Here is a 22,196-nt window from a genome sequence, read left to right as displayed (position 1 = left end):
ATGAGTGATAAAAAGTTTTATAAAGGCAGGCCGGTTGAAGGCGAAGCCATTGATGAATTGTTAAAAAGCTGGCCTATTCCGGATGTAAGCGAAGATCTGACCAAGTTCTCAGGCCGGTCTACGGCATTTGGACAACCACTTGAACAAGTTTATCAAAAACAGCAGCATGCGCATGAAGATGAACCTGAAACACAAGAGCCAGAAGAATTCCCTACACTGACGCTTGAAGAGCTTGAGCAGATCCGTCAAGACGCCTATGAAGAAGGCATCAAGCAAGGTCATGAACAAGGTTATATCGAAGGGTTCGATAAAGGCGTCACGGAAGGAAAAGAAGCTGGATATAAAGAAGGTATAGAAATTGGCAAAGAGCAAGGTTTGAACGATGCCAAGCCTTTGGTTGAAGAGAAGTTGCAGTACTTAGGTCAATTAATTGAAGGGATTGCAACGCCTCTAAATAAAATAGATGAAACGGTTGAGAAGCAACTTGTTCACCTTGCCAAATTATTGGCGGAGCAAGTGGTGTTTAAAGAACTGCAAACTCACCCAGAGCTTATTTTAGTGGCACTAAAGAAAGCCATTGATGCTTTACCAATGGGAGAGCAAGCGGTCAAAATTCATTTGAATCCAGAGGACCTAAGTTTAGTAGAAGAAGCTTATGGCGTTGAACACCTTCAACAACAGCACTGGCAACTGGTGGCTGAACCAACACTAGACAGAGGTGGTTGTGAAGTAAAAACAGCCCAGTCTTCAATAGATATGACACTTAAAACACGATTAAACGAAATTATGGAGAAGTTTTTGCATGATAGTGGTATCTAATACCAGAAATTATCATGCATGAGTGTCGAAAGTCCTTTAGCTGAGCGTTTAACACGCTATCAAAAACACATTAAGCCATTTGCTACGCCCGTTGCTGGCAGCTTGACTCGCGTGGTGGGGTTAACCCTCGAAGCGCGAGGGTTGAGTGCACCTGTTGGCAGTCAATGTAAAATCGAAACCATTCGCGGTTTTGTCGACGCCGAAGTGATTGGCTTCAACGGTGATACACTTTATCTCATGCCAAACGATCACATTTCTGGTGTATTACCAGGTGCGCGAGTGATCCCCCAATTAAACGAAACCGGCCTACCAGTTGGCATGTGCTTATTAGGTCGAGTCGTTGATGGCCTTGGAAGACCATTAGATGGTTTAGGTGCTATTGAAGCAGAGCACTATCTTAAGTTTGCTCAAGATCCAATCAATCCACTGGCGAGACGCCCAATCAGTCAACCTATGGATGTGGGTGTGCGCGCAATAAACTCGATCATTACCGTTGGGCAAGGTCAGCGTATGGGTTTATTTGCGGGCAGTGGTGTGGGTAAATCAGTTTTGCTTGGCATGATGACTCGTGGTAGTGAGGCGGATGTCATTGTTGTAGGCTTAGTGGGAGAGCGTGGCCGCGAAGTAAAAGAGTTTATTGATGAAATCTTGGGCCCAGAAGGTAGACGTCGCTCGGTTGTGGTTGCAGCTCCTGCTGATGCTTCTCCTCTGATGCGTTTAAAAGGCTGCGAGAGTGCAGTTACTATAGCAGAGTACTTTCGCGATCAAGGTTTAAATGTCTTATTACTTTTAGATTCAGTGACACGTTATGCTATGGCGCAGCGTGAAATAGCACTTGCAGTCGGTGAGCCGCCAGCCACAAAAGGCTACCCGCCTTCGGTATTTGCAAAACTCCCTGCGCTGGTGGAGCGGGCAGGTAATGGAGGTGAAGGGCAAGGATCTATCACGGCATTCTTCACTGTTTTAAGTGAAGGTGATGACATGCAAGACCCCATCGCCGACTCAGCGCGTGCAATTTTAGATGGACACATTGTTTTATCCCGTGAACTGGCTGACAGCGGCCATTACCCGGCGATAGACATCGAAAAGTCTATTAGTCGTGTTATGCCACAAGTTGTTTCTGAGCCACATATGCAGCAAGCGCGAGTACTAAAACAAGTTTACTCAATGTATCAGCAAAACAAAGACATGATCACATTAGGTGCTTATCAACAGGGAAGCGACCCTATGCTAGATCAAGCCATACAAATGATGCCGCAAGTGAATGGTTTCTTGCAGCAAGGAATGAAAGATGTATTGCGTTATGACGAGTGTTTACAAGGCCTCGCACAGTTACTAGGACAAGGCTAATGGCGAAAAATAAATTAGATTTATTACTCAAACTTGAGACTGATAAAGAAGAGGGGTTACGCATTAATTATGTGCAAGCGCAACAAAACTTTATCAGTAACCAACAAAAGCTCCAGGGCCTAAACGACTTTCGATTGGAGTATAGCCATCAGCTTCACAACAAAGCCAAACAAGGTATGAGCTGTGAAAGCATTAAACAGTACAATTCATTCATTAATAAAATTGAAGAAGCGATAAATCAGCAAGCAACAACGGTGAGAACGGCGAAACAAGTTGAAGAGCAGCGTCGAAAACTTTGGCTAGCTCAACAAGCGAAAACTAAGGCGATTGCAAAGTTAATTGAAAAGAAAGTTATTGAAAAGCAAGCCAAAGAAAATAAAGCTGAACAAAAAATGTTAGACGAGTTCGCCACGAATATATTTATGAGACGTGTTGCAAGCTAGCTTGGCTTAAATATTGCTTGATTCTTACAGATTATAGAATTTAATACTAATGCGGCTTAGTGTTGCCGCTCTAAAAAGGTGTAGATATGCTTAATTTAAAATTAGAAGTGGATCTAAAATTGAGCCAAGCTGAAAAAGCGCGATTTGCCAGCGAAAAAGAGCAAACAGACAAAAGCGCCTTTTATTCAGAGTTAGAGCGTGCTGAAAAGGCATCAACGAGCGTTGATGCAACGAAAGTTATTACTAAAAATAGTGCGAGTGAACAAGATGCTATTGAAATTACCCAAAAGCCAGTGAGTGAGCACAATGAGAAAGTCAGTGATGTAGACAAACTCATGGTGGCAGACTCTAAAAAAGCAGGGGCTTTATCTAATAGTGATCCAGAGCAGAAAGAGTCGAGTGAAACGCCTTTAGTAGAAAACGCTCGCGAAGCGAGTGAACAAGCTGTTGATGATAAGAAAAAAAACTTAGAACAAATAGCTACGACAAAAGGCACTGAGCAAAAAGCAAATATTAGTTTTTATCATGGGCAACAAGATCATGAGCAGGTGAATGCTGAAGGTCAACAAGCGACTAAGCCAGTTACTGATAATAATGCTTTGAATGCGGGTCAAGTCGAACAACCTGAAATTGCCAAGCCAAATAAACAAAATATTAATACACCTAGTCAAACTGGTACGCTTACAAATGCTCAAGTTGAGCCTTCAACCTCTGATAAATTACTTGCTCAGATCCAAGCTTCAACTTCTCAAACTACCGACGTAAAACAGCATCTGGCACCAGTGCCAAAAGCTTTGAAAGACGTGCTATCACAGTTTGATAGCAGTAAAGCGGCTTTGCCTGTAAACACTGAGAAAGAAGCGGATAAAATTTCACCACCAGATTTAGGGCGAGATGAAAATGAAGCGGTAAAAGTAATGTCTGCTAAATCTGAGCTAGTTTCATTACTTGGCGGGCAAACGCAAGTGGATACTATATCAACTAGTGACACTGAGGAAATCAGACCTTCAACGGCATTATCAAGCAAGCCAATTGAAGAAAATCAAATGCCATCTAAAGATGGCAAGCCGCAGGCTTTTAATGGGCAAGCACAGACTCAATCTCAATCTATTGTTCTGTCAGGTAATGTTGACGAGGGGCTTACGGAGTCAGTTAATAATCAGGCTAGTAAAAGCGAAAAGCTAATTAGCAATGTAGCAGTGGAGCAAACTTCACCTAAATCAAGCGAAAAACCATCATCTATGCTAATGAATGAGGTGCAACCAGATGCTGATGTTAACCAAGCGTCAGATTTAAATGCGATTAAAAAATCTGATACTGATATTAATCAGGTGTCAGATTTAAATGCGATTAAAAAATCTGATACTAATGTCATTCAGAAATCAAATGAACAAAATAATAAATCACCGCAAATACACGCTGATAAAAGGGTAGATACATTAACAACTGACTTTAAGCAATCAGTAAAAGAACCCACAGCAGATAATGTTTCTATTTCTAATGAAGCAAAAGTAGTGACACATCTAGATAAGGTAACCGAACGCCAAGAAGGCAGTAACCGAGTTACAGATAAAGTGGTACATTTGGCAGATAAAACGCCTGTCAATCCAAGCACTTTAGAGCAGCAAATAAAGTCACTTCCAAATCAAGATAAACTTGCATTACAACAATCATTGCAACAGGCCGTTGATAGTGGAAAGCTAGATGACGTGCAGTTGGAACGTGCTGAACAGACTCTATCAATACTTAAATCAAGTAATGATATGCAGAGTCAAGATAGTAAAAAAACAGATCAGAAAGTTGTCAATGTTATGGGGGGCACTGCAACTCAGACTAAAGGCAGTGCAGATTTAGCAAATTACAACAGCACAAAAGTAACGACTCAAAGTTTATCTGAGACAGCTCAAGCATCTGTAGAACAAACAAAGAATGAGCGAGTTTCAATGGCTGATTTATCAGATGTAACGCAGGCCAACAATGAGCAGTTTGCAAAGCAAGGCCGCAAAGCTGAGATGAGCCCGAAAACAGAGAATATTTTTAAGTCAATAATACAGCAGACATCATTAGCGAATGTGCAATCAACACACGACTTAGATATTTCTCAATCAGTTCAGCAGTTTGATAATGTATTGCAAAATGCGCAAACGCAGCAAAGTGCATCAGTCACTCAAAAAGCAAGTACTGACCCAAATATTGCTCAAACTTTTAACTTGCAGAAAAATGATGCGGTAAAAGCATTACATGACAAAGTGAATGCAATGCTGAACATTAATAATAAAGAAGCGGAAATTCGACTCGATCCGCCAGAGCTAGGCAGTATGCAAATTCGCATTCGTAGCGAAGCGGAGCAAGCACAGGTGAACTTTGTTGTACAAAATCAGCAAGCAAAAGAGGCATTAGAGCAATCTATGCCTAAACTTAAAGAAATGCTCGCTGAACAAGGTATCCAACTAGGAGAGAGTAATATTCAACAGGATTCCGGTTCAAGTTCTGAGCAAGGTACTGATGAAGCTCAAGAACTTGGCAATTCAAAGCTTGCTAATCAGGAATCACAAGCGCAAAATAGCCAACAAACTAGAACAAATTCATCAAGCAGTGAGTCTGGCATAGATTACTACGCTTAACAGCTGCTAATATTGATTAGATTAGAATAAAATTTGAAGGCTAGGCATGGCAGAAGAAACTGATTTAGAAATTGAAGAGTCGGGTGGCGGCAAGAAAAAGCTCATTATTATCATTGCTGCGGCTGTAGTTTTAATTGCAGGTGCTGTTGGGGCTTTTTTATTTTTATCAGGTGATGAAGAGCCGGCTGAGACTTTAGCGGAAGAAACGGTTGCCACAGAGGCTGCTTCTGAATCTTCAGGTGCAGAGCTTGGCAGTGCATTATACGTGGCGATGCCAAGACCTTTTGTATTCAATGTGCCAGGCGCAAGCCGAGATCGAATTGTACAAATTAAGGTGCAACTTCTTGTGCGCGGTGACGTCAATGAAGAAGTTGCTAAGAAACATATTCCACTAATTGAAAGTACATTATTAGGCGTTCTTTCAACCACGACCGCTGACGAGTTAAGTACGTCAGCGGGTAAAGAAACTATCCGTCTAACCGCGTTAGATAAAGTGCAGGCCGCGATGGAAGCCGTTGAAGGCAGTAAAGTGATCGAACGTGTGTTATTCACCGGCTTTGTAATGCAGTAGCGAGGGTTAAGTGAGCGATTTATTATCCCAAGACGAAATTGATGCGCTCTTACACGGTGTTGATGAAGTCGAAGAAGACGAGGTAGTCGAAGAAGGCGGTGAGTCCTCAGCTGGTGCACTACAGTATGACTTTTCTTCTCAAGATCGTATTGTTCGTGGTCGTATGCCGACCCTTGAAATCGTTAACGAACGATTTGCAAGGCATATGCGGATCAGCCTGTTTAATATGATGCGTCGTACAGCCGAAGTATCTATTAATGGCGTACAAATGCTCAAGTTTGGTGAGTATATACATACCTTGTTTGTTCCAACCAGCCTCAATATGGTGAGGTTTAGACCTTTAAAAGGTACTGGCTTGATCACCATGGAAGCGCGCCTAGTATTTATTTTAGTAGATAATTTCTTTGGTGGTGATGGCCGTTACCATGCAAAAATTGAAGGCCGAGAATTCACTCCAACTGAGCGTCGTATCGTACAGATGCTGCTTAAAATCATCTTCGAGGACTACAAAGAAGCTTGGGCGCCTGTAATGGATGTGTCTTTTGAGTACTTAGACTCAGAAGTAAACCCAGCGATGGCTAATATTGTAAGCCCAACTGAAGTGGTTGTTATTAGCTCATTCCATATAGAGCTTGATGGCGGCGGCGGGGATTTTCATATCTCACTACCTTACTCAATGCTTGAACCTATTCGAGAGCTGTTAGATGCCGGTGTGCAATCTGATACAGAAGATACGGATTTGCGTTGGAGTAAAGCGTTGCGTGATGAAATCATGGATGTTGAAGTTGAGTTATCTACGCAACTGTTAGAAATAGATTTATCATTAGAGCAGGTTATGGGGCTTAAAGCTGGTGATGTTATCCCAGTTGAGATGCCAGAACATATAACTGTTTTTGTTGAAGATTTACCAACGTTTAGAGCGAAAATGGGCCGTTCTAGAGATAATGTTGCACTACAAATTAGTGAAAAAATTAAACGCCCTGAATCTGTTAAGTCTGAGCTTCATGTTTTCACAAAAGGCGGGAAAAAGCTCGATTCTGACGCTGAGCTGGCAGAGCTAGAGGAAGATCTACACCTATCAGAAGGTGTGGATTTAGATTGGTAAGGTTAACTATTAGGTTTTAAGTTATGAGCGATGATCAAGATACTATGGATGAATGGGCTGCGGCCCTAGCTGAAGCAGAAGGTGCCGATGATGGCGGCGATGTTTCGGTTGCCGAGCTCGATGAGTTACAGGATTCGTCTCAAAGTTTATCGGCAGAAGAAAAGCGTAAGCTTGATACTATTTTAGATATCCCAGTCACCATTTCGATGGAAGTGGGTCGTTCTAAGATTAATATTCGTAATTTACTTCAGCTTAACCAAGGCTCAGTTGTTGAGCTTGATAGAGTTGCGGGTGAGCCTCTAGATGTGCTTGTTAATGGAACGCTTATCGCCCACGGAGAAGTCGTTGTTGTAAACGATAAGTTTGGTATTCGTCTTACAGACGTTATCAGTCAAGTTGAGCGAATTAAGAAGCTACGATGAGAAAGGGGTTGCTTCCGGTTGCAGGGTTTTCCACTCCGGCACTTGCTGGGTCAAGTAATATTGGTCTGAGTAGCGATTTAGTATCAATGAGCCTATCACTTTTTTTGGTGTTAGGCTTAATTGTTGGTATGGCGGTACTTTTAAAAAGGCTTAATCCTAGTCTAGGTAATAGCCCCGACTTTAAAGTTGTAAGAAGCTTTCCTTTGGGTAACAGAGAACGTTTGATGGTGATTGAGCTTGATGGCAAGCACCACCTCCTTGGGGTCACTTCTCAAAACATTAATTATTTGTATCAGCTCGAAACTCCCTTGAGTGACCAAAATACCCCTGCTTTTGCAAAAGAGTTAAGCCGCTTTATGATGCCGGCCAATAAGAAGAACAAAACAGATGATTAAGTTAAGTGTAGGCATATTATTTCTGCTACTAGCTCCTTTTGCTGGTGCAGAAGGAATAGAAGCGCTGAGTGTTACGACGAATCCAGATGGTTCCCAAGAGTATTCTGTAACACTGCAAGTTTTAGCTTTAATGACAGCCCTGAGCTTTATACCTGCAGCAGTCATTATGATGACCTCTTTTACACGCATTATTGTTGTGCTAGCTATACTTCGACAAGCAATCGGTTTACAGCAATCACCTTCTAATCAGATTTTGCTAGGGATGTCGTTATTTTTGACTTTCTTCATTATGGCGCCCATATTTTCGCAAATTAATGAAAGGGCGGTTCAGCCATATCTCAATGAAGAACTCACATCAATCCAAGCACTAGAACAAGCGAAAGAACCGATAAAAGCATTTATGTTATCGCAGACAAGAATAAAAGATCTTGAAACCTTTGCGAAAATTGCTGGCTATGACCAACTTGATAGCCCGGAAGACACTCCCTTTGTAGTAATTATTCCGGCATTCGTTACCAGTGAATTACAAACCGCATTTATCATTGGTTTTATGTTTTTTATTCCATTTTTAATTGTTGACCTAGTCGTTGCCAGTGTTTTGATGGCTATGGGTATGATGATGTTATCGCCAATGATTGTTGCGTTGCCATTTAAGATTATGCTATTTGTTCTTGTTGATGGCTGGGGGTTAGTTATGGGGACGCTTGCTCGAAGTTTTGGCTTAGGAGTCTGATATGGAACCGGAAGTTTTTGTCGACATATTAAGTGATGCATTATTTGTGGTTATAAAGCTTGTCTCAGCGATTGTTGTACCAGGTCTATTAATCGGTCTTGTAGTGGCTGTCTTCCAGGCTGCGACATCAATAAACGAACAAACACTTAGCTTTTTACCTCGTCTTATCATTACAATCCTTGCTTTGATCATTGGTGGTCATTGGATCACGCAGATACTAATGGATTACTTCCAAGGGTTGATTATGCAAATCCCTGAAATAGCAGGGTAATAATGGAGTTTCCTTTTGCTGTTGTTATCCAATGGCTAAGCGACTTTATCCTGCCGCTCGTTCGAGTCACCAGTATGATGATGATAATGGCTGGTTTGGGCGCAAAAAGTGTACCTTCACGCATTAAGTTAGCACTGTGTGTCGTGATCACCTTTGCCGCAATGCCTATGTTGCCTAAATCTCAATTTACTGATCTTTTTTCTTTTGCCATGGTGTTAGTCGTAATTGAAGAGATGATCATAGGCTTTGCAATTGGCTTTGCTTCGATATTACTCTTGAATACGTTCATCGTAGCAGGTCAAATTCTCGCAATGCAAACAGGCCTCGGTTTTGCATCAGTTGTTGACCCTGCTAACGGATTAAGTGTGCCAGCAGTAGGTCAGTTTTACTTGATCCTTTCAACGTTGTTATTTTTTGTTTTTAACGGTCACTTGATGATGATCCAAATGGTGCTTTATAGTTTTGAAAGTATTCCTATTGGACAATTTACATGGTCAGTAGATAACTATTGGCAAATTGTAAATTGGGGGGGCTGGATGTTTGCGACAGCACTTGCGCTTTCTTTAGCCCCTTTGACCGCCATGCTGGTAATTAATTTATCATTTGGGATCATGACGAGAGCTGCGCCTCAGATGAATATTTTTTCAGTGGGTTTTGCATTTACTTTGGTTGCTGGATTAGTGATTATATGGGCTACTCTAGGTAACTTCATTGTGCAGTATGAATATCAGTGGCTTAAAATGACAGAGCTACTTTGTAATTTAATTGGGTGCACGGTGTAAAATATGGCTGAAGATTCAGGTCAAGAAAGGACCGAAGAACCCACCGACAAAAAAATAGATGAATCCCGTAAAAAAGGGCAAGTTGCCCGTTCCAAGGAATTAGGTACTACCTTTGTATTGATATTCTCAGCGGTTGCATTACTAATGTATGGCCCCGCTATCGCGAAAGGCTTATATAACATTATGGGCCGAGGCCTCTCGTTAAATCGCAATGAAACATACGATACAACAAAAATGTTCTCGGTCTGGGGAGAGATGCTTTCTGAATTATTTTTTCCAATGGCGATGTTTGTTTTTATCATCGCCATCGCGGGTATTGTTGGCAATACCATATTAGGTGGGTTTAATTTCAGTTGGCAGGCTGCAGCACCTAAGGCAAGTAAAATGTCGCCTATGAAAGGTGTTAAGCGTATGTTTGGACCTCAAGCCGCCGTCGAATTGGTGAAGTCTGTATTGAAGTTTGTTTTAGTTGCTGGCTTTGCAATCCTGCTCATCCAAATATTCTTCTACGAAATACTTCATTTAAGTATTGAGCAGGTCCCGAGTTCTATTATCCATGCGCTAGAGATATTGGCTTGGATGTTTTTAGCATTGAGCTGTACGATGATCATTATTTCAGCCATTGATGCACCATATCAAAGTTACAATCATCACAAGCAATTGAAAATGACTTTGCAAGAAGTGAAAGATGAATACAAAAACTCTGAAGGTGACCCCCAAATAAAGGCTCGTATTAGAAGAACACAACGAGAAATGTCACAAAGGCGTATGATGCAGGACGTGCCAGATGCTGATGTTATTGTAACTAACCCAACCCATTATTCAGTTGCACTTAAATACGATACTGAAAAAGCGGGCGCCCCAATTGTGCTCGCTAAAGGTGTTGATGAATTAGCAATGCAAATCCGAAAAATAGCAAAAGGTAATGAGGTTCCTATCGTTGAGTCGCCAGTCTTAACGCGTTCACTTTACCACACAACAGAAGTGGGTGATCAGATCCCTGATCAGCTTTTTACAGCTGTTGCACAAGTATTAGCCTATGTATTTCAGTTAAAACGTTATCAAAAGGGTCGTGGTAGAAGACCAACCAAGCTCAGTAATAATTTGCCTATTCCTGATGATGTAAAACATTAAACACTGCAACTTTATTGGCTCACTAATTGCTTTATTAGACCAGTGTCAATATTTTGTAGTTGTTAAGTTATGGATTTTAAAGCGGTTTTACAGAGTCTCAATGAAAATAAAAAAGACTATGCTAAAGGGGTCGGAACACCATTATTAGTGCTTGCGGCTCTAGGCATGGTAATCTTGCCTTTACCTCCATTTCTTTTAGACATCTTATTCTCTTTTAATATCGCTTTGGCATTGGTGGTATTACTTGTCACTGTTTACACCATGAAACCACTAGAGTTTGGCATGTTTCCAGCGGTTCTGCTGATTGCAACCATCATGCGATTAGCGCTTAATGTGGCTAGTACTCGTGTTGTATTATTAGAAGGCCACAATGGCGGAGATGCAGCTGGTAAGGTTATTGAGGCATTCGGCTCAGTGGTCATTGGCGGTAACTATGCTGTAGGTTTAGTTGTTTTCTTAATCTTGATTATCATCAATTTTGTGGTTATTACCAAAGGTGCTGGTCGTATCTCAGAGGTATCTGCGCGTTTCACATTAGATGCTATGCCTGGTAAGCAAATGGCTATCGATGCCGACTTAAATGCTGGTTTTATCAGCGCAGATGAAGCACGTAAACGTCGTGATGAAGTAACACGTGAAGCAGACTTTTATGGCTCAATGGATGGTGCTAGTAAATTCGTTAAAGGTGATGCTATAGCTGGTATTGTGATTTTAGCTATCAACATCATTGGTGGTTTATTTGTTGGTATGATCCAACATGACTTATCGTTTTCAAGAGCCATGGAAGTATACACCTTACTGACCATTGGTGATGGCTTGGTTGCACAGCTTCCTTCTCTTTTACTTTCAATTGGTACTGCAATTGTAGTCACTCGTCAAAACGAGTCTCATAACATGGGTGAGCAGTTTAAAACTCAACTAGGAAACGAGAAATCTCTCTATATTGCTGCGGGTATCTTAATCACGATGGGCTTAGTGCCTGGTATGCCGCATATTGCATTTTTAAGCTTAGGTGCACTGCTTGGTTATTTGGCTTATTACACTCAACAACAAAAAGCAAAAGCTGCAGAGCAAGAAGCGCAACAACAGTCCGCAGGTGGCGATATTGCAAATAAGCCTCAAGAGCAAAAAGAGCTTGGCTGGGACGATGTTCAACCAGTCGATGTGATTGGTCTAGAAGTTGGTTACCGTTTAATTCCACTTGTAGATCAGGCGCAAGGTGGTGAATTACTAAGTCGTATCAAAGGTGTTCGTAAGAAGCTTTCTCAAGAACTAGGCTTTTTGGTTCCACCTGTACATATTCGAGATAATTTAGAACTAGATCCAAATGAATACAGTATCACTTTGATGGGGGTTGGCTCAGGTAATGGTGAATTAAAACATGGTGATGAATTAGCTATAAATCCAGGTCAAGTATTTGGTCCAATCAATGGCGTAGCAACCACAGATCCAGCTTTTGGCTTAGAGGCGGTTTGGATTAAACCGGAACAAAAAGATGAAGCGCATTCATTAGGTTACACTGTTGTAGATGCAGCAACCGTAGTCGCAACTCATATTAGTCAATTACTTACAAACAATGCATCATTGTTATTAGGGCATGAAGAAGTACAAAATTTATTAGATATGCTTGCTAAGTCACACCCTCGTTTAGTAGAAGGCTTAGTACCAGATATTCTTCCGCTAACTACAGTTGTTAAAGTGCTGCAAAACTTACTGAATGAAGGTGTTGCAATTCGTGATATGCGCTCGATTGTTCAGACTCTTGTTGAGTATGGCCCGCGTAGTCAAGACCCAGATGTATTAACCTCTGCAGTGAGAATTTCACTGCGTAGATTAATCGTTCAAGACGCTGTCGGCGGTGCCGACGAAATCCCTGTCATAACATTGGCACCTGAGTTGGAACAGATGTTGCATCAGTCACTTCAGAACGCGGGTGATGAAGGGGCTGGAATAGAGCCAGGCCTTGCGGAGCGACTTCAAACATCATTAAGAGAAGCGCACCAAACGCAAGAAATGCTAGGCGACCCATCCATCCTTCTAACCTCAGGTATGTTAAGAAGTGTGCTTTCAAGATTTGTTAAACATACGATCCCAGGTCTTCGAGTGATGTCATATCAAGAAGTACCAGATGAAAGACAAATCAAAATTGTAAGCTCAGTTGGACAATAGATAGGAATTAAGGGGTTGTAACATGAAAATTAAACGTTTTTTTGCCAAAGATATGCGCACAGCACTGAAAGAAGTAAAAGAAGAGCTTGGCGCTGATGCTGTGATTATGTCAAACAAGAAACTGGCAGATGGTGTAGAAATTGTTGCAGCCGTGGATAATGACAGAGCGCCAGAAACACCCGTTGAGGCGCCACAAGTTAATCCAGCACCAGCGCAACCTCGAGCAGTGCAATCTCGTATTGTTCGCCCAGACCCTCAGCGTGCAAAACCAGAGCCTCAAGCTCAAGTAGCAGATAGTTTACAGGCTTTATTAGACAGACAAGCTCCAAAGCCTCGTTCGCCTGAGCTTGCATCTATGTTCTCTCAATCAGGCATTAATACCGAAGAAGTATTTAAACCTCGTCAAGCGACTGAAGAGCGTTATGAGCGTCCAACCTCAACACAAAACTTCAGAGCTGAACCAAATCTTAAAACTCAACAGCAAGGGCAATCATGGAACTTTGATGATGACCTTGATACAGGGTTTGCGGATGATTTTGAACCTGCGCCAAAAAAAGTCGATGAAATGGCAACCATGAGAGAAGAAATGAATGCCATCCGTCAATTACTTGAACACCAAGTATCAGGCTTAATGAAGCAAGAAATGGAAAGAAGAGACCCGACTAGGGCTTGCTTAGTTGATCGTTTACAAGGCATGGGTGTCGATAAAGAAGTAGCTGAACAAATGGCTTGTTTCATCCCTGATGACGTTTCTCGTAAAGAAGCATGGAATTCATTGCTTGAAATGGTGGCAAATCAAATGCACACAACTAATAACGATATTCTTCGCCAAGGTGGTGTATATGCATTAGTAGGTCCAACAGGTGTAGGTAAAACAACGACAGTCGCTAAACTTGCTGCATTAGGCGCGCAGAAATACGGTGCAGACAAAGTTGCGTTAATCACAACTGATACTTATAGAATTGGTGCTTATGAGCAACTGGCAACTTACGGCAGAATTATTGGTTGTCCAGTCAAACAAGTAAAAGATGCCAATGAATTAGCAGAAGTTTTATATCATTTACGCAATAAGCGTCTAGTATTAATAGATACTGCGGGTATGAGTCAAAGAGATATCCGTTTAACAGAACAACTTAATACGTTAATGAGAAGCTCTAGAGTCGATATTAGAAGTTATTTGGTTTTAAGTGCAACATCGCAAATGCATGTACTGCAAGAAGCGGTTCGTCACTTCCAAAAAGTGAATTTAAGTGGTTGTATTTTTACAAAACTTGATGAATGTCTAAGTTTAGGCGAGATTATTAGTATTGCGATTCAAAATCGCTTGCCAATAGGGTATCTTACTAACGGTCAACGAGTGCCAGAAGACATTCGTGTAGCAAATGCTCATAAAATGGTCAAAAAGGCTGAGCAATTGTATTTAAAGAGAAGAAAAGCACAACATTCGCGACGTGTACCTGTAGCGTCTCAGACAGTAGGAATGTATGATTAACACAGTATTAGATCAAGCAAGTGGCCTGCGTAGAATGAATCAAAATGGCAACCATGGCGTAAAAGTAATTGCAGTAACGGGTGGTAAAGGAGGGGTTGGTAAAACCAATGTCTCATTAAATACGGCTATTGCACTTGGTCAGCAAGGAAACAGAGTACTCGTCTTAGATGCCGACTTAGGTTTGGCTAATTGTGACGTGATGCTTGGTTTAAGAGTAGAAAAGAACTTATCTCATGTTCTGTCGGGTGAATGTGAGTTAGATGAAATCTTAGTTGAAGGACCTGCAGGTATCAAAATTGTACCGGCTACCTCAGGTTCACAAAATATGGTTGAGTTGACTCCTGCAGAGCATGCAGGTCTCATTCGTGCCTTCAGTGAATTAAACACAGAATTTGATATTTTAATTGTCGATACCGCTGCGGGTATTTCTGACATGGTGCTTAGTTTTTCTCGTGCAGCCCAAGATGTGATGGTGGTTGTATGTGATGAGCCTACTTCAATTACTGATGCGTACGCACTTATTAAGGTTCTCAGTCGTGAGCATGGTGTTTATCGTTTTAAAATTGTTGCTAACATGGTTCGAAGTTTGCGCGAAGGACAGGAGCTTTTTGCTAAACTTTCTAAAGTTACAGACAGATTTTTAGATGTTGCACTAGAATTAGTTGCGACCATTCCGTTTGATGAAAATATGCGTAAGTCTTCTCGCCGTCAAAAAACCATTGTTGAACTATTTCCAAATTCTCCGGCAGCGGTTGCATTTAGAGGGTTAGCGAGTAAAGCAGTTAAATGGCCAATACCACATCAACCTTCTGGTCATTTAGAGTTTTTTATTGAACAGCTAGTCAACGGATAACTATGTCGTCATCGATGGGTAAAGCGATGGGCTATCAAACTACAGACAACCTCAACAGAGTGATAGAGCGTCATACCGGTCTTGTCAAAAAAGTGGCGTGCCATTTGTTGGCTCGCTTACCTGCAAATATTCAGTTAGACGATCTTGTACAATCAGGCATGATAGGCTTGATTGAAGCCAGTAAAAACTTTGACGCAAGTAAAGGCGCAAGCTTTGAAACTTTTGCTGGGATCAGAATTCGAGGCGCAATGCTAGATGAAATTCGTCGTGGAGACTGGGCACCAAGAAGCGTTCATAAAAATAGTCGTATGGTCGCTGAGGCCATCGCTAATCTAGAAAGCGCCCTAGGTCGAGAACCTAAAGACACTGAAATCGCTGAAAAACTTGATATTCCTCTAGATGAGTACCATCATATTCTACATGATGTGAATGCAAGTAAAATCATTGGAATTGAAGACTTAGGCGTTGATGAAGACGTAATCACTCCAGTTAACAATGATTTAGCGCTAGACAAACCGTTCAATAACGTTAAAAATGAGCGCTTTAACGAATCGTTGCTCACGGCGATTCAATCGTTACCAGAAAGAGACGCACTTGTCTTATCTCTTTACTATAACGATGAAATGAATTTAAAAGAAATAGGGCAAATACTCGACGTAAGTGAATCTCGAGTCAGCCAAATTCATGGGCAGGCAATGATCAGGCTTAGGGCTAAGATCAATGACTGGGTCAATTAGAGTAATAATAATAGGTTCAAACCTCACTGGAGGATGTTTTGGATAAAAACATGAAAATTCTTGTGGTTGATGATTTTTCTACAATGAGAAGAATAATCAAAAACCTGCTTAGAGATTTAGGTTTTACAAACGTACAAGAAGCAGACGATGGCAGTACAGCTCTTCCTATGCTTCAAAACCAAGAATTTGACTTCGTAGTCACGGACTGGAATATGCCAGGCATGCAAGGTATCGATCTTCTCCGTGCTATTCGTGCAGATGACAGCCTTAAGCATATACCTGTACTTATGGTGACAGCTGAAGCGAAAAAAGAGCAAATTGTTGCTGCGGCGCAAGCTGGTGTAAATGGTTATATTGTAAAACCATTCACTGCTGGAACACTTAAAACAAAACTAGAAAAAGTGTTTGAACGTTTAGGTTAAATAACTGAGAAGGAGAGGCGGATGTCAGCACCTTCTGTGCCTCAAATAACACTTGAGCAAGCTAAGCAACTGGTGGCTTATCTTGAGCAAGGCGAGCAAGATAAAGCAGATAAATTAATCATGGAGGCTGCAAGTAAAGAGCAATCTGAACTTTTTGCTGAAGTGGGTAAATTGACTCGTCAACTACATGAGTCATTGAAAAATTTTGAGCTTGATACTCGTATTTCTGATTTGACGACAGAAGCCTTACCGGATGCTAAAGAACGTTTGAATTACGTCATGGAAATGACAGAAAACGCAGCCAATAAAACGATGGACGCAGTTGAAGCAAGTTTGCCTCTCGCGCAGCAGCTCGCAGACGATTTATCTGATATAAAACCAACTTGGGATCGACTGATGAGACGTGATATCCAGCTTGGTGAATTCAAATCTCTTTGTCATGATTTAGATAAGTTTATGCAAGGCTCTCAAGCAACAACAGATGAACTTCAGGGGCATATGACAAATGTTTTAATGGCTCAAGATTATCAAGACTTAACTGGTCAGGTCATTCGACGTGTTATCGAATTAGTTAGAGAAGTAGAAGACAGCTTAATCCACTTACTAACTGTATTTGGTACAGCTGAAGAACCTCAATCAAAACAAAAAGAAAACATTGAAGAGGTTCAGATTGCTGAAATGGATCCTGTAGAGATATCCGGACCTGAAGGTCCGATAATGAATGCAGAATCTAGAGAAGATGTCGTATCTAATCAAGATGAGGTCGACGATTTATTGTCGAGCTTAGGCTTCTAATAGGAGAGTGTGTACATGAGCTTTGAAGTCGATGAAGATATATTGCAAGACTTTCTTGTTGAAGCTGGTGAAATATTAGAGTTGTTATCTGAGCAGCTTGTTGAGCTAGAAAATAATCCTGAAGATAAAGAATTATTAAATGCAATCTTTAGAGGGTTTCACACCGTAAAGGGGGGGGCCGGCTTTTTAAGTATGACTGAGCTTGTTGACGCATGTCATGGTGCAGAAAACGTCTTCGACGTGTTAAGACAAGGTCAACGCTCTGTTTCTCCTGAATTGATGGATGTCATTCTTCAGTCCTTAGACACCATCAATGAAATGTTCGCGCACATTCAAAATCGTGAACAACCAGATCCAGCCGATCCTGCTTTACTTGAAACACTTCACCAGTTGAGTAAGCCTGAATCTGAAGATGAGCAAATCTCCATTCCAAGTTCAGAACCTGAACCTGTTGTTGAAGAGACACCACAAGTTGATTTATCTGCTGATGATATTCTTTTTGATATTGATACCGATGATGTAGTTGGTGAAACTACTTCAGAAAGTATTGATGAAATAACAGAAGACGAATTTGAAAGTTTGCTCGACGAGCTGCATGGTGCAGGTAAAGGTCCTGCGATTGAACAACCTTCTTCATCGCCATCTAGTATTGAAGATGGAGACATAACCGATGATGAGTTTGACAGTTTATTAGATGAACTCCATGGTGTGGGCAGTTTCGGCGCTATTGATACGCCTTCTCAGGCAAAAGCGGAAACGACTCAGGCTGCTGCTCCTTCACAACCTTCCTCAGCATCAAGCGATGATGAAATCAATGATGAAGAGTTCGAAGCGCTATTAGATGAACTTCATGGTAAGGGTGGTGCTCCAAAGTCATTAGAACCCGCAGAACCCGAAAAAGCAGCTCCAAGCCCACAACCAAAGAAACCAGAGCCTGTTACTGCGAAACCTGTAGCTAAGCCAAAACCTGCGCCTCAGCCAGCTAAATCTGCTCCAAAACCAGCACCAGCTGCAAAAGCCCAAGGCGCGCCAGCTTCAGCCAAAAAACCGCCAGCACCTCAAGCTGAGACGACAGTTCGTGTTGACACTAAACGTCTAGATCAAATTATGAACATGGTGGGTGAACTGGTATTAGTGAGAAACCGTCTCGTTAGTTTGGCAAATAATTCTAGCAGTGAAGCTATGGGTAAGGCGATATCTAACCTTGACGTGGTTACCGCGGATCTACAAGGTGCGGTAATGAAAACACGAATGCAGCCAATTAAGAAAGTATTTGGCCGATTCCCTCGTGTTGTTAGAGACTTAGCACGTAGTTTAAAGAAAGATATTAATCTTATTCTTGAAGGTGAAGAGACCGATTTAGATAAAAACTTAGTAGAAGCGCTTGCAGATCCGCTTGTTCACTTGGTTAGAAACTCAGTTGACCATGGTATTGAGATGCCAGATGTTCGTGAGGCATCAGGTAAACCTCGTACAGGTACAGTTACGCTCTCAGCTTCTCAAGAAGGTGACCATATTCTGTTGACCATTAAAGATGATGGCGCAGGTATGGATGCTGAAAAACTGAAAAAGATTGCGATTAATAAAGGCGTAATTGATTCAGACCAAGCAAGTCGATTGTCTGACACTGAAGCTTACAACTTGATTTTTGCACCAGGCTTCTCAACAAAAGAAGAAATTTCAGATATTTCAGGCCGCGGTGTTGGGATGGACGTTGTTAAAACGAAAATTACTCAACTTAACGGCTCTGTTAATATTCAATCAGAGCTCGGTGTGGGCACTATCCTTGAGATAAAAGTTCCATTAACACTGGCTATTTTACCAACCTTAATGGTAGTTGTTGGCGAACAAACATTTGCTTTACCTCTCGCAGGTGTGAGTGAAATCTTCCACCTAGATCTCACAAAAACGAATGTGGTAGATGGCCAGTTAACGATTATTGTGCGGGAAAAAGCAATTCCTTTATTCTATTTAGAACATTGGCTTGTTAAGGGCGCAGATAGATCAACGAAGAAAGCTGAAGGACATGTTGTTATAGTGCAAATAGGTACTCAACAGGTTGGCTTTGTGGTTGATTCTCTTATCGGCCAAGAAGAAGTTGTAATAAAGCCATTAGATGCACTATTGCAAGGTACACCTGGTATGGCTGGTGCAACAATCACTTCTGATGGTGGCATAGCATTAATCTTAGATGTACCAAATATGCTAAAACACTATGCAGGTAAATAACCTTAAATAGCAAAACAGTGTAAAGTGGTGCGAATGCACCACTTTTCGTTCTTAAGAATTCATAGAGTATGCCAATGGCAGTAAAAGTTTTAGTTGTAGATGATTCAAGCTTTTTTAGGCGTCGAGTCAGCGAAATTTTAGAGCAAGATAGTGATATTAAGGTAATTGACTTTGCTGTTAATGGACAAGAAGCTGTTGAAAAGGCGGCATCATTACGTCCAGATGTTATTACTATGGATGTAGAAATGCCTATTTTAGACGGAATTAGCGCCGTTAAAAAAATAATGCAGGCTAACCCTACTCCAATTTTAATGTTTTCATCATTAACTCGTGAAGGGGCAAGTGCTACACTAGATGCGCTTGATGCAGGTGCATTAGACTTTTTGCCTAAAAAGTTTGAAGATATAGCCCGTAATAGCGAAGAAGCAATTAAGTCACTACAAAACAAAGTAAAAGAAATTGGACGCAGAAGGTTGCCGCGTTCTGTGAGCAGTTATTCAAGGCCATCGGTTACAAAGGCGCCAACACCTCAAGTTTCTATTTCACCAAGACCTTCGACGTCAACACGAACATCGAATGTTGCCCAACCAGATAGAAGCTTTCAAAGAGCAGCTGTTCAGCCAGCATCAAACTCAGCAACGACAGCTAAACAGTTCAAAGCTTCTGGAAAGCAATACAAAATATTGGCAATAGGGACTTCAACAGGTGGGCCAGTTGCACTGCAAACCATTCTGACGCAGCTACCTGCTAACTTTCCTCACCCGATATTGTTGATTCAACATATGCCTGCCGCTTTTACACCTGCTTTTGCAACTAGGTTAAATAGCTTGTGTAAGATTAAAGTCAAAGAAGCAGAGCATGGTGATAAATTACAACCGGGTGTGGCATATTTAGCGCCGGGTGGAAAGCAAATGTTGGTTGAGTCTAAAGGTGCAATGAAAACACTACGTGTCTTTGAAGATGACAGCCCACGGGTAACGTACAAACCATGTGTTGATGTCACCTTTGCAAGTGCAGCAAAAGCTTATCAAGCTGATGTCCTCGCGATAGTTTTAACTGGAATGGGTGCTGATGGTCGAGACGGCGCACGGCTACTCAAACAGTCAGGTGCAACAATCTGGGCTCAGGATGAGCAGACTTGCGTGGTTTACGGAATGCCTCAAGCTGTTACAAATGCAGGGCTATCCTCTGAAAGCTTGGCTTTACCTGACGTCGCAACAAGAATAAACAAAGAAATAGGTTGCTAATCTATTTGTTCAAGCACTAGGAAGTAATTGTTTCGTGAAGATCTGGACTGTAGCAAATCAAAAGGGAGGCGTTGGTAAAACAACGTCTACTGTGAGTCTTGGTGGTATTCTTGCCAAGCAAGGCAAGAGAGTGTTATTGATAGATACTGATCCTCACGCATCTTTAACGTATTACTTTGGTATTGACTCTGAAGAGTTAGAAGTCAGTGTTTATGACATATTTGCTCGGGGAACATCAATGGAGAGTGAGGAAATCCTCCAAGCTTTATGTCCCTCAACCATTGAGAACCTTGATATATTGCCAGCAACTATGGCGATTGCGACGCTAGATAGAAGTATGGGTAATCGCAATGGTATGGGCTTAATCCTGAAAAAAACACTGGCGAAAATAAGCGAACATTACGACTATGCGATTCTTGATTGTCCACCTGTATTAGGCGTGTTAATGGTAAATGCACTCGCAGCCAGTGAACGTGTGCTGATCCCAGTGCAAACTGAGTTCCTAGCGCTTAAAGGTTTAGACCGTATGATGCGTACTATGGAATTAATGCAAAGCTCTCAAGCAAAACAATATAATTACACCATCGTGCCAACCATGTATGATAAGCGAACTAAAGCATCGTTAGAGGCATACAAAACATTGCTTGCCAATTACGAAGGGTCCGTCTGGCCCGGTGTTATTCCGGTTGACACAAAATTTAGAGATGCCAGTTTGGCACAGCAAGCGCCAGTAGAGTTTTGTCCAAAATCTAGAGGTGTCTTTGCGTATAAAGCACTGCTAGAGTATTTGATTAAGAGTAGTTAGAGGGTATATGAGTAAACATCTGTTTGCTAATGAAAAAGTAATGAAACAGTATCTTGGTGCTTTATTGCAAGAAGAACCTCAAGATACTGCCCTTGCGCCTGTAGCTAAATTACTCGAAGGTGTACCTGAGATTACTGAGACAGAGTTAAGCCAACCAGTCAATAAAGTTGTACCTGATATCGTTGAGACTCAGTCCACACCGGAATTAAGAAGCCTTGAGGTTGTCGAAATATCAGAGGGTGAGTCGAAAGATCTTGAGTTAACAAAAAATAATACTATTATCAAAGAAGAAGCTGTTGTTGAACCAAGTTTAACAAGTGTTCAAGAAGAGTATGGTGAAAGTGAGTTTCAAGCCCTATTTTTTGAAGTCGCAGGGCTAACCCTTGCTGTTCCTTTAAAGTCTTTAGGTGGTATTCACCAACTAGGAGAAGTGACACAACTTTTCGGCAAACCCAAGTGGTTTAAAGGTGTCATGCTTAACCGTGAAGAAAAGCTAAATGTTGTTGATACTGCTAGATGGGTTATGCCAGAGAAGTATACCCCAGAGCTTGAAGAGAAACTGGATTATCAATATTTAATTACACTCGGTGATAGTCCATGGGGGCTGTTAGCTGAAAACTTGATAAATAACATTACATTAAAGCCTGAAGACATTAAATGGCGTGTAAACGGTGGCAAGCGACCTTGGCTTGCTGGCGTCATTAAAGAAAAAATGTGTGCTTTGATTGATGTAGAGAATTTAAACCGCTTACTAGAGCAAGGCTTAGATAGCCAAGAGCAGTAACTCAGAACTTTATG

General features: G+C 41.5%; 22 protein-coding genes. All 22 read left to right on the top strand.

Annotated features, from left to right (window positions below):
* The 22 genes from fliH (at position 1) to C1E24_RS16495 (ending at position 22,182) form a co-directional block, all read left to right on the top strand.
* Positions 1 to 819, top strand: a complete 819-nt coding sequence (gene fliH / locus C1E24_RS16600) for a flagellar assembly protein FliH (protein ID WP_138483376.1) — start codon at positions 1 to 3, stop codon at positions 817 to 819.
* A gap of 18 nt (positions 820 to 837) precedes the next feature.
* A complete protein-coding gene (fliI, locus tag C1E24_RS16595; RefSeq protein WP_058029198.1) occupies positions 838 to 2,169 on the top strand; it encodes a flagellar protein export ATPase FliI in 1,332 nt (443 codons plus the stop codon).
* A complete protein-coding gene (gene fliJ, locus C1E24_RS16590; RefSeq protein ID WP_138483374.1) occupies positions 2,169 to 2,612 on the top strand; it encodes a flagellar export protein FliJ in 444 nt (147 codons plus the stop codon). Before fliI ends, fliJ begins: the two co-directional genes overlap by 1 nt.
* 86 nt (positions 2,613 to 2,698) lie before the next feature.
* The gene (locus C1E24_RS16585; protein WP_138483372.1) at positions 2,699 to 5,236 is read left to right on the top strand and encodes a flagellar hook-length control protein FliK; all 2,538 of its coding nucleotides are present in this window, start codon (positions 2,699 to 2,701) and stop codon (positions 5,234 to 5,236) included.
* Positions 5,237 to 5,282: 46 nt separating this feature from the next.
* Complete coding sequence (gene fliL / locus C1E24_RS16580) at positions 5,283 to 5,807, top strand: flagellar basal body-associated protein FliL (protein WP_138483370.1); 525 nt, start codon at positions 5,283 to 5,285, stop codon at positions 5,805 to 5,807.
* A 10-nt stretch (positions 5,808 to 5,817) separates the two neighbouring features.
* Positions 5,818 to 6,912, top strand: coding sequence for a flagellar motor switch protein FliM (gene fliM, locus C1E24_RS16575; protein WP_138483368.1), 1,095 nt, complete (start codon positions 5,818 to 5,820; stop codon positions 6,910 to 6,912).
* A gap of 23 nt (positions 6,913 to 6,935) precedes the next feature.
* The gene (gene fliN / locus C1E24_RS16570; RefSeq protein ID WP_138483366.1) at positions 6,936 to 7,334 is read left to right on the top strand and encodes a flagellar motor switch protein FliN; all 399 of its coding nucleotides are present in this window, start codon (positions 6,936 to 6,938) and stop codon (positions 7,332 to 7,334) included.
* 86 nt (positions 7,335 to 7,420) lie between these two features.
* Positions 7,421 to 7,729, top strand: coding sequence for a flagellar biosynthetic protein FliO (gene fliO / locus C1E24_RS16565; protein WP_431188335.1), 309 nt, complete (start codon positions 7,421 to 7,423; stop codon positions 7,727 to 7,729).
* Positions 7,722 to 8,462, top strand: coding sequence for a flagellar type III secretion system pore protein FliP (fliP, locus tag C1E24_RS16560; RefSeq protein WP_138483362.1), 741 nt, complete (start codon positions 7,722 to 7,724; stop codon positions 8,460 to 8,462). Before fliO ends, fliP begins: the two co-directional genes overlap by 8 nt.
* A 1-nt stretch (position 8,463) precedes the next feature.
* A complete protein-coding gene (gene fliQ, locus C1E24_RS16555; protein WP_138483360.1) occupies positions 8,464 to 8,733 on the top strand; it encodes a flagellar biosynthesis protein FliQ in 270 nt (89 codons plus the stop codon).
* 2 nt (positions 8,734 to 8,735) lie between these two features.
* Positions 8,736 to 9,515: a flagellar biosynthetic protein FliR gene (fliR, locus tag C1E24_RS16550; RefSeq protein ID WP_138483359.1), complete on the top strand. Its 780-nt coding sequence runs from the start codon at positions 8,736 to 8,738 to the stop codon at positions 9,513 to 9,515.
* A 3-nt stretch (positions 9,516 to 9,518) separates the two neighbouring features.
* Positions 9,519 to 10,649 (top strand): flagellar biosynthesis protein FlhB, encoded by a 1,131-nt coding sequence (flhB, locus tag C1E24_RS16545; protein WP_138483357.1) that lies wholly within the window; start codon positions 9,519 to 9,521, stop codon positions 10,647 to 10,649.
* Between the two features lie 69 nt (positions 10,650 to 10,718).
* Positions 10,719 to 12,818, top strand: a complete 2,100-nt coding sequence (gene flhA / locus C1E24_RS16540) for a flagellar biosynthesis protein FlhA (protein ID WP_138483355.1) — start codon at positions 10,719 to 10,721, stop codon at positions 12,816 to 12,818.
* A gap of 22 nt (positions 12,819 to 12,840) precedes the next feature.
* Positions 12,841 to 14,310, top strand: coding sequence for a flagellar biosynthesis protein FlhF (gene flhF, locus C1E24_RS16535; protein ID WP_138483353.1), 1,470 nt, complete (start codon positions 12,841 to 12,843; stop codon positions 14,308 to 14,310).
* Entirely contained in the window at positions 14,303 to 15,163 is an 861-nt protein-coding gene (locus tag C1E24_RS16530) for a MinD/ParA family ATP-binding protein (protein WP_138483351.1), read from the top strand. The genes flhF and C1E24_RS16530 overlap by 8 nt, the downstream gene beginning before the upstream one ends.
* 26 nt (positions 15,164 to 15,189) lie before the next feature.
* Complete coding sequence (locus C1E24_RS16525; RefSeq protein WP_138483474.1) at positions 15,190 to 15,900, top strand: RNA polymerase sigma factor FliA; 711 nt, start codon at positions 15,190 to 15,192, stop codon at positions 15,898 to 15,900.
* 38 nt (positions 15,901 to 15,938) lie between these two features.
* On the top strand, positions 15,939 to 16,322 hold the full coding sequence (gene cheY, locus C1E24_RS16520) for a chemotaxis response regulator CheY (protein ID WP_010364893.1): 384 nt from the start codon (positions 15,939 to 15,941) through the stop codon (positions 16,320 to 16,322).
* A gap of 21 nt (positions 16,323 to 16,343) precedes the next feature.
* Positions 16,344 to 17,117 carry a protein phosphatase CheZ gene (locus C1E24_RS16515; RefSeq protein ID WP_138483350.1) on the top strand — a complete coding sequence of 258 codons (774 nt, stop codon included), beginning with the start codon at positions 16,344 to 16,346 and terminating at the stop codon, positions 17,115 to 17,117.
* Between the two features lie 15 nt (positions 17,118 to 17,132).
* Positions 17,133 to 19,346 (top strand): chemotaxis protein CheA, encoded by a 2,214-nt coding sequence (locus C1E24_RS16510; protein ID WP_138483348.1) that lies wholly within the window; start codon positions 17,133 to 17,135, stop codon positions 19,344 to 19,346.
* 74 nt (positions 19,347 to 19,420) lie between these two features.
* Positions 19,421 to 20,593, top strand: coding sequence for a protein-glutamate methylesterase/protein-glutamine glutaminase (locus C1E24_RS16505; RefSeq protein WP_138483346.1), 1,173 nt, complete (start codon positions 19,421 to 19,423; stop codon positions 20,591 to 20,593).
* Positions 20,594 to 20,627: 34 nt separating this feature from the next.
* Complete coding sequence (locus C1E24_RS16500; RefSeq protein ID WP_138483344.1) at positions 20,628 to 21,398, top strand: ParA family protein; 771 nt, start codon at positions 20,628 to 20,630, stop codon at positions 21,396 to 21,398.
* Between the two features lie 7 nt (positions 21,399 to 21,405).
* On the top strand, positions 21,406 to 22,182 hold the full coding sequence (locus C1E24_RS16495) for a chemotaxis protein CheW (RefSeq protein ID WP_138483342.1): 777 nt from the start codon (positions 21,406 to 21,408) through the stop codon (positions 22,180 to 22,182).
* Positions 22,183 to 22,196 lie beyond the last annotated feature (14 nt).

Source organism: Pseudoalteromonas phenolica (assembly GCF_005876835.1).
In the GTDB taxonomy this organism is placed as follows: domain Bacteria; phylum Pseudomonadota; class Gammaproteobacteria; order Enterobacterales; family Alteromonadaceae; genus Pseudoalteromonas; species Pseudoalteromonas phenolica_B.
The sequence above is the reverse complement of the archived record's forward strand: the minus strand, read 5'-3'. Positions and strand labels throughout refer to the sequence as shown.

What these genes read in the sequence shown, in the direction of transcription:
- fliH (WP_138483376.1), top strand. Translation starts at nt 1, where the DNA reads ATGAGTGATAAAAAGTTTTATAAAGGCAGGCCGGTTGAAGGCGAAGCC.
- fliI (WP_058029198.1), top strand. Translation starts at nt 838, where the DNA reads ATGAGTGTCGAAAGTCCTTTAGCTGAGCGTTTAACACGCTATCAAAAA.
- fliJ (WP_138483374.1), top strand. Translation starts at nt 2,169, where the DNA reads ATGGCGAAAAATAAATTAGATTTATTACTCAAACTTGAGACTGATAAA.
- C1E24_RS16585 (WP_138483372.1), top strand. Translation starts at nt 2,699, where the DNA reads ATGCTTAATTTAAAATTAGAAGTGGATCTAAAATTGAGCCAAGCTGAA.
- fliL (WP_138483370.1), top strand. Translation starts at nt 5,283, where the DNA reads ATGGCAGAAGAAACTGATTTAGAAATTGAAGAGTCGGGTGGCGGCAAG.
- fliN (WP_138483366.1), top strand. Translation starts at nt 6,936, where the DNA reads ATGAGCGATGATCAAGATACTATGGATGAATGGGCTGCGGCCCTAGCT.
- fliO (WP_431188335.1), top strand. Translation starts at nt 7,421, where the DNA reads ATGAGCCTATCACTTTTTTTGGTGTTAGGCTTAATTGTTGGTATGGCG.
- fliP (WP_138483362.1), top strand. Translation starts at nt 7,722, where the DNA reads ATGATTAAGTTAAGTGTAGGCATATTATTTCTGCTACTAGCTCCTTTT.
- fliQ (WP_138483360.1), top strand. Translation starts at nt 8,464, where the DNA reads ATGGAACCGGAAGTTTTTGTCGACATATTAAGTGATGCATTATTTGTG.
- fliR (WP_138483359.1), top strand. Translation starts at nt 8,736, where the DNA reads ATGGAGTTTCCTTTTGCTGTTGTTATCCAATGGCTAAGCGACTTTATC.
- flhB (WP_138483357.1), top strand. Translation starts at nt 9,519, where the DNA reads ATGGCTGAAGATTCAGGTCAAGAAAGGACCGAAGAACCCACCGACAAA.
- flhA (WP_138483355.1), top strand. Translation starts at nt 10,719, where the DNA reads ATGGATTTTAAAGCGGTTTTACAGAGTCTCAATGAAAATAAAAAAGAC.
- flhF (WP_138483353.1), top strand. Translation starts at nt 12,841, where the DNA reads ATGAAAATTAAACGTTTTTTTGCCAAAGATATGCGCACAGCACTGAAA.
- C1E24_RS16530 (WP_138483351.1), top strand. Translation starts at nt 14,303, where the DNA reads ATGATTAACACAGTATTAGATCAAGCAAGTGGCCTGCGTAGAATGAAT.
- C1E24_RS16525 (WP_138483474.1), top strand. Translation starts at nt 15,190, where the DNA reads ATGGGCTATCAAACTACAGACAACCTCAACAGAGTGATAGAGCGTCAT.
- C1E24_RS16515 (WP_138483350.1), top strand. Translation starts at nt 16,344, where the DNA reads ATGTCAGCACCTTCTGTGCCTCAAATAACACTTGAGCAAGCTAAGCAA.
- C1E24_RS16510 (WP_138483348.1), top strand. Translation starts at nt 17,133, where the DNA reads ATGAGCTTTGAAGTCGATGAAGATATATTGCAAGACTTTCTTGTTGAA.
- C1E24_RS16505 (WP_138483346.1), top strand. Translation starts at nt 19,421, where the DNA reads ATGGCAGTAAAAGTTTTAGTTGTAGATGATTCAAGCTTTTTTAGGCGT.
- C1E24_RS16495 (WP_138483342.1), top strand. Translation starts at nt 21,406, where the DNA reads ATGAGTAAACATCTGTTTGCTAATGAAAAAGTAATGAAACAGTATCTT.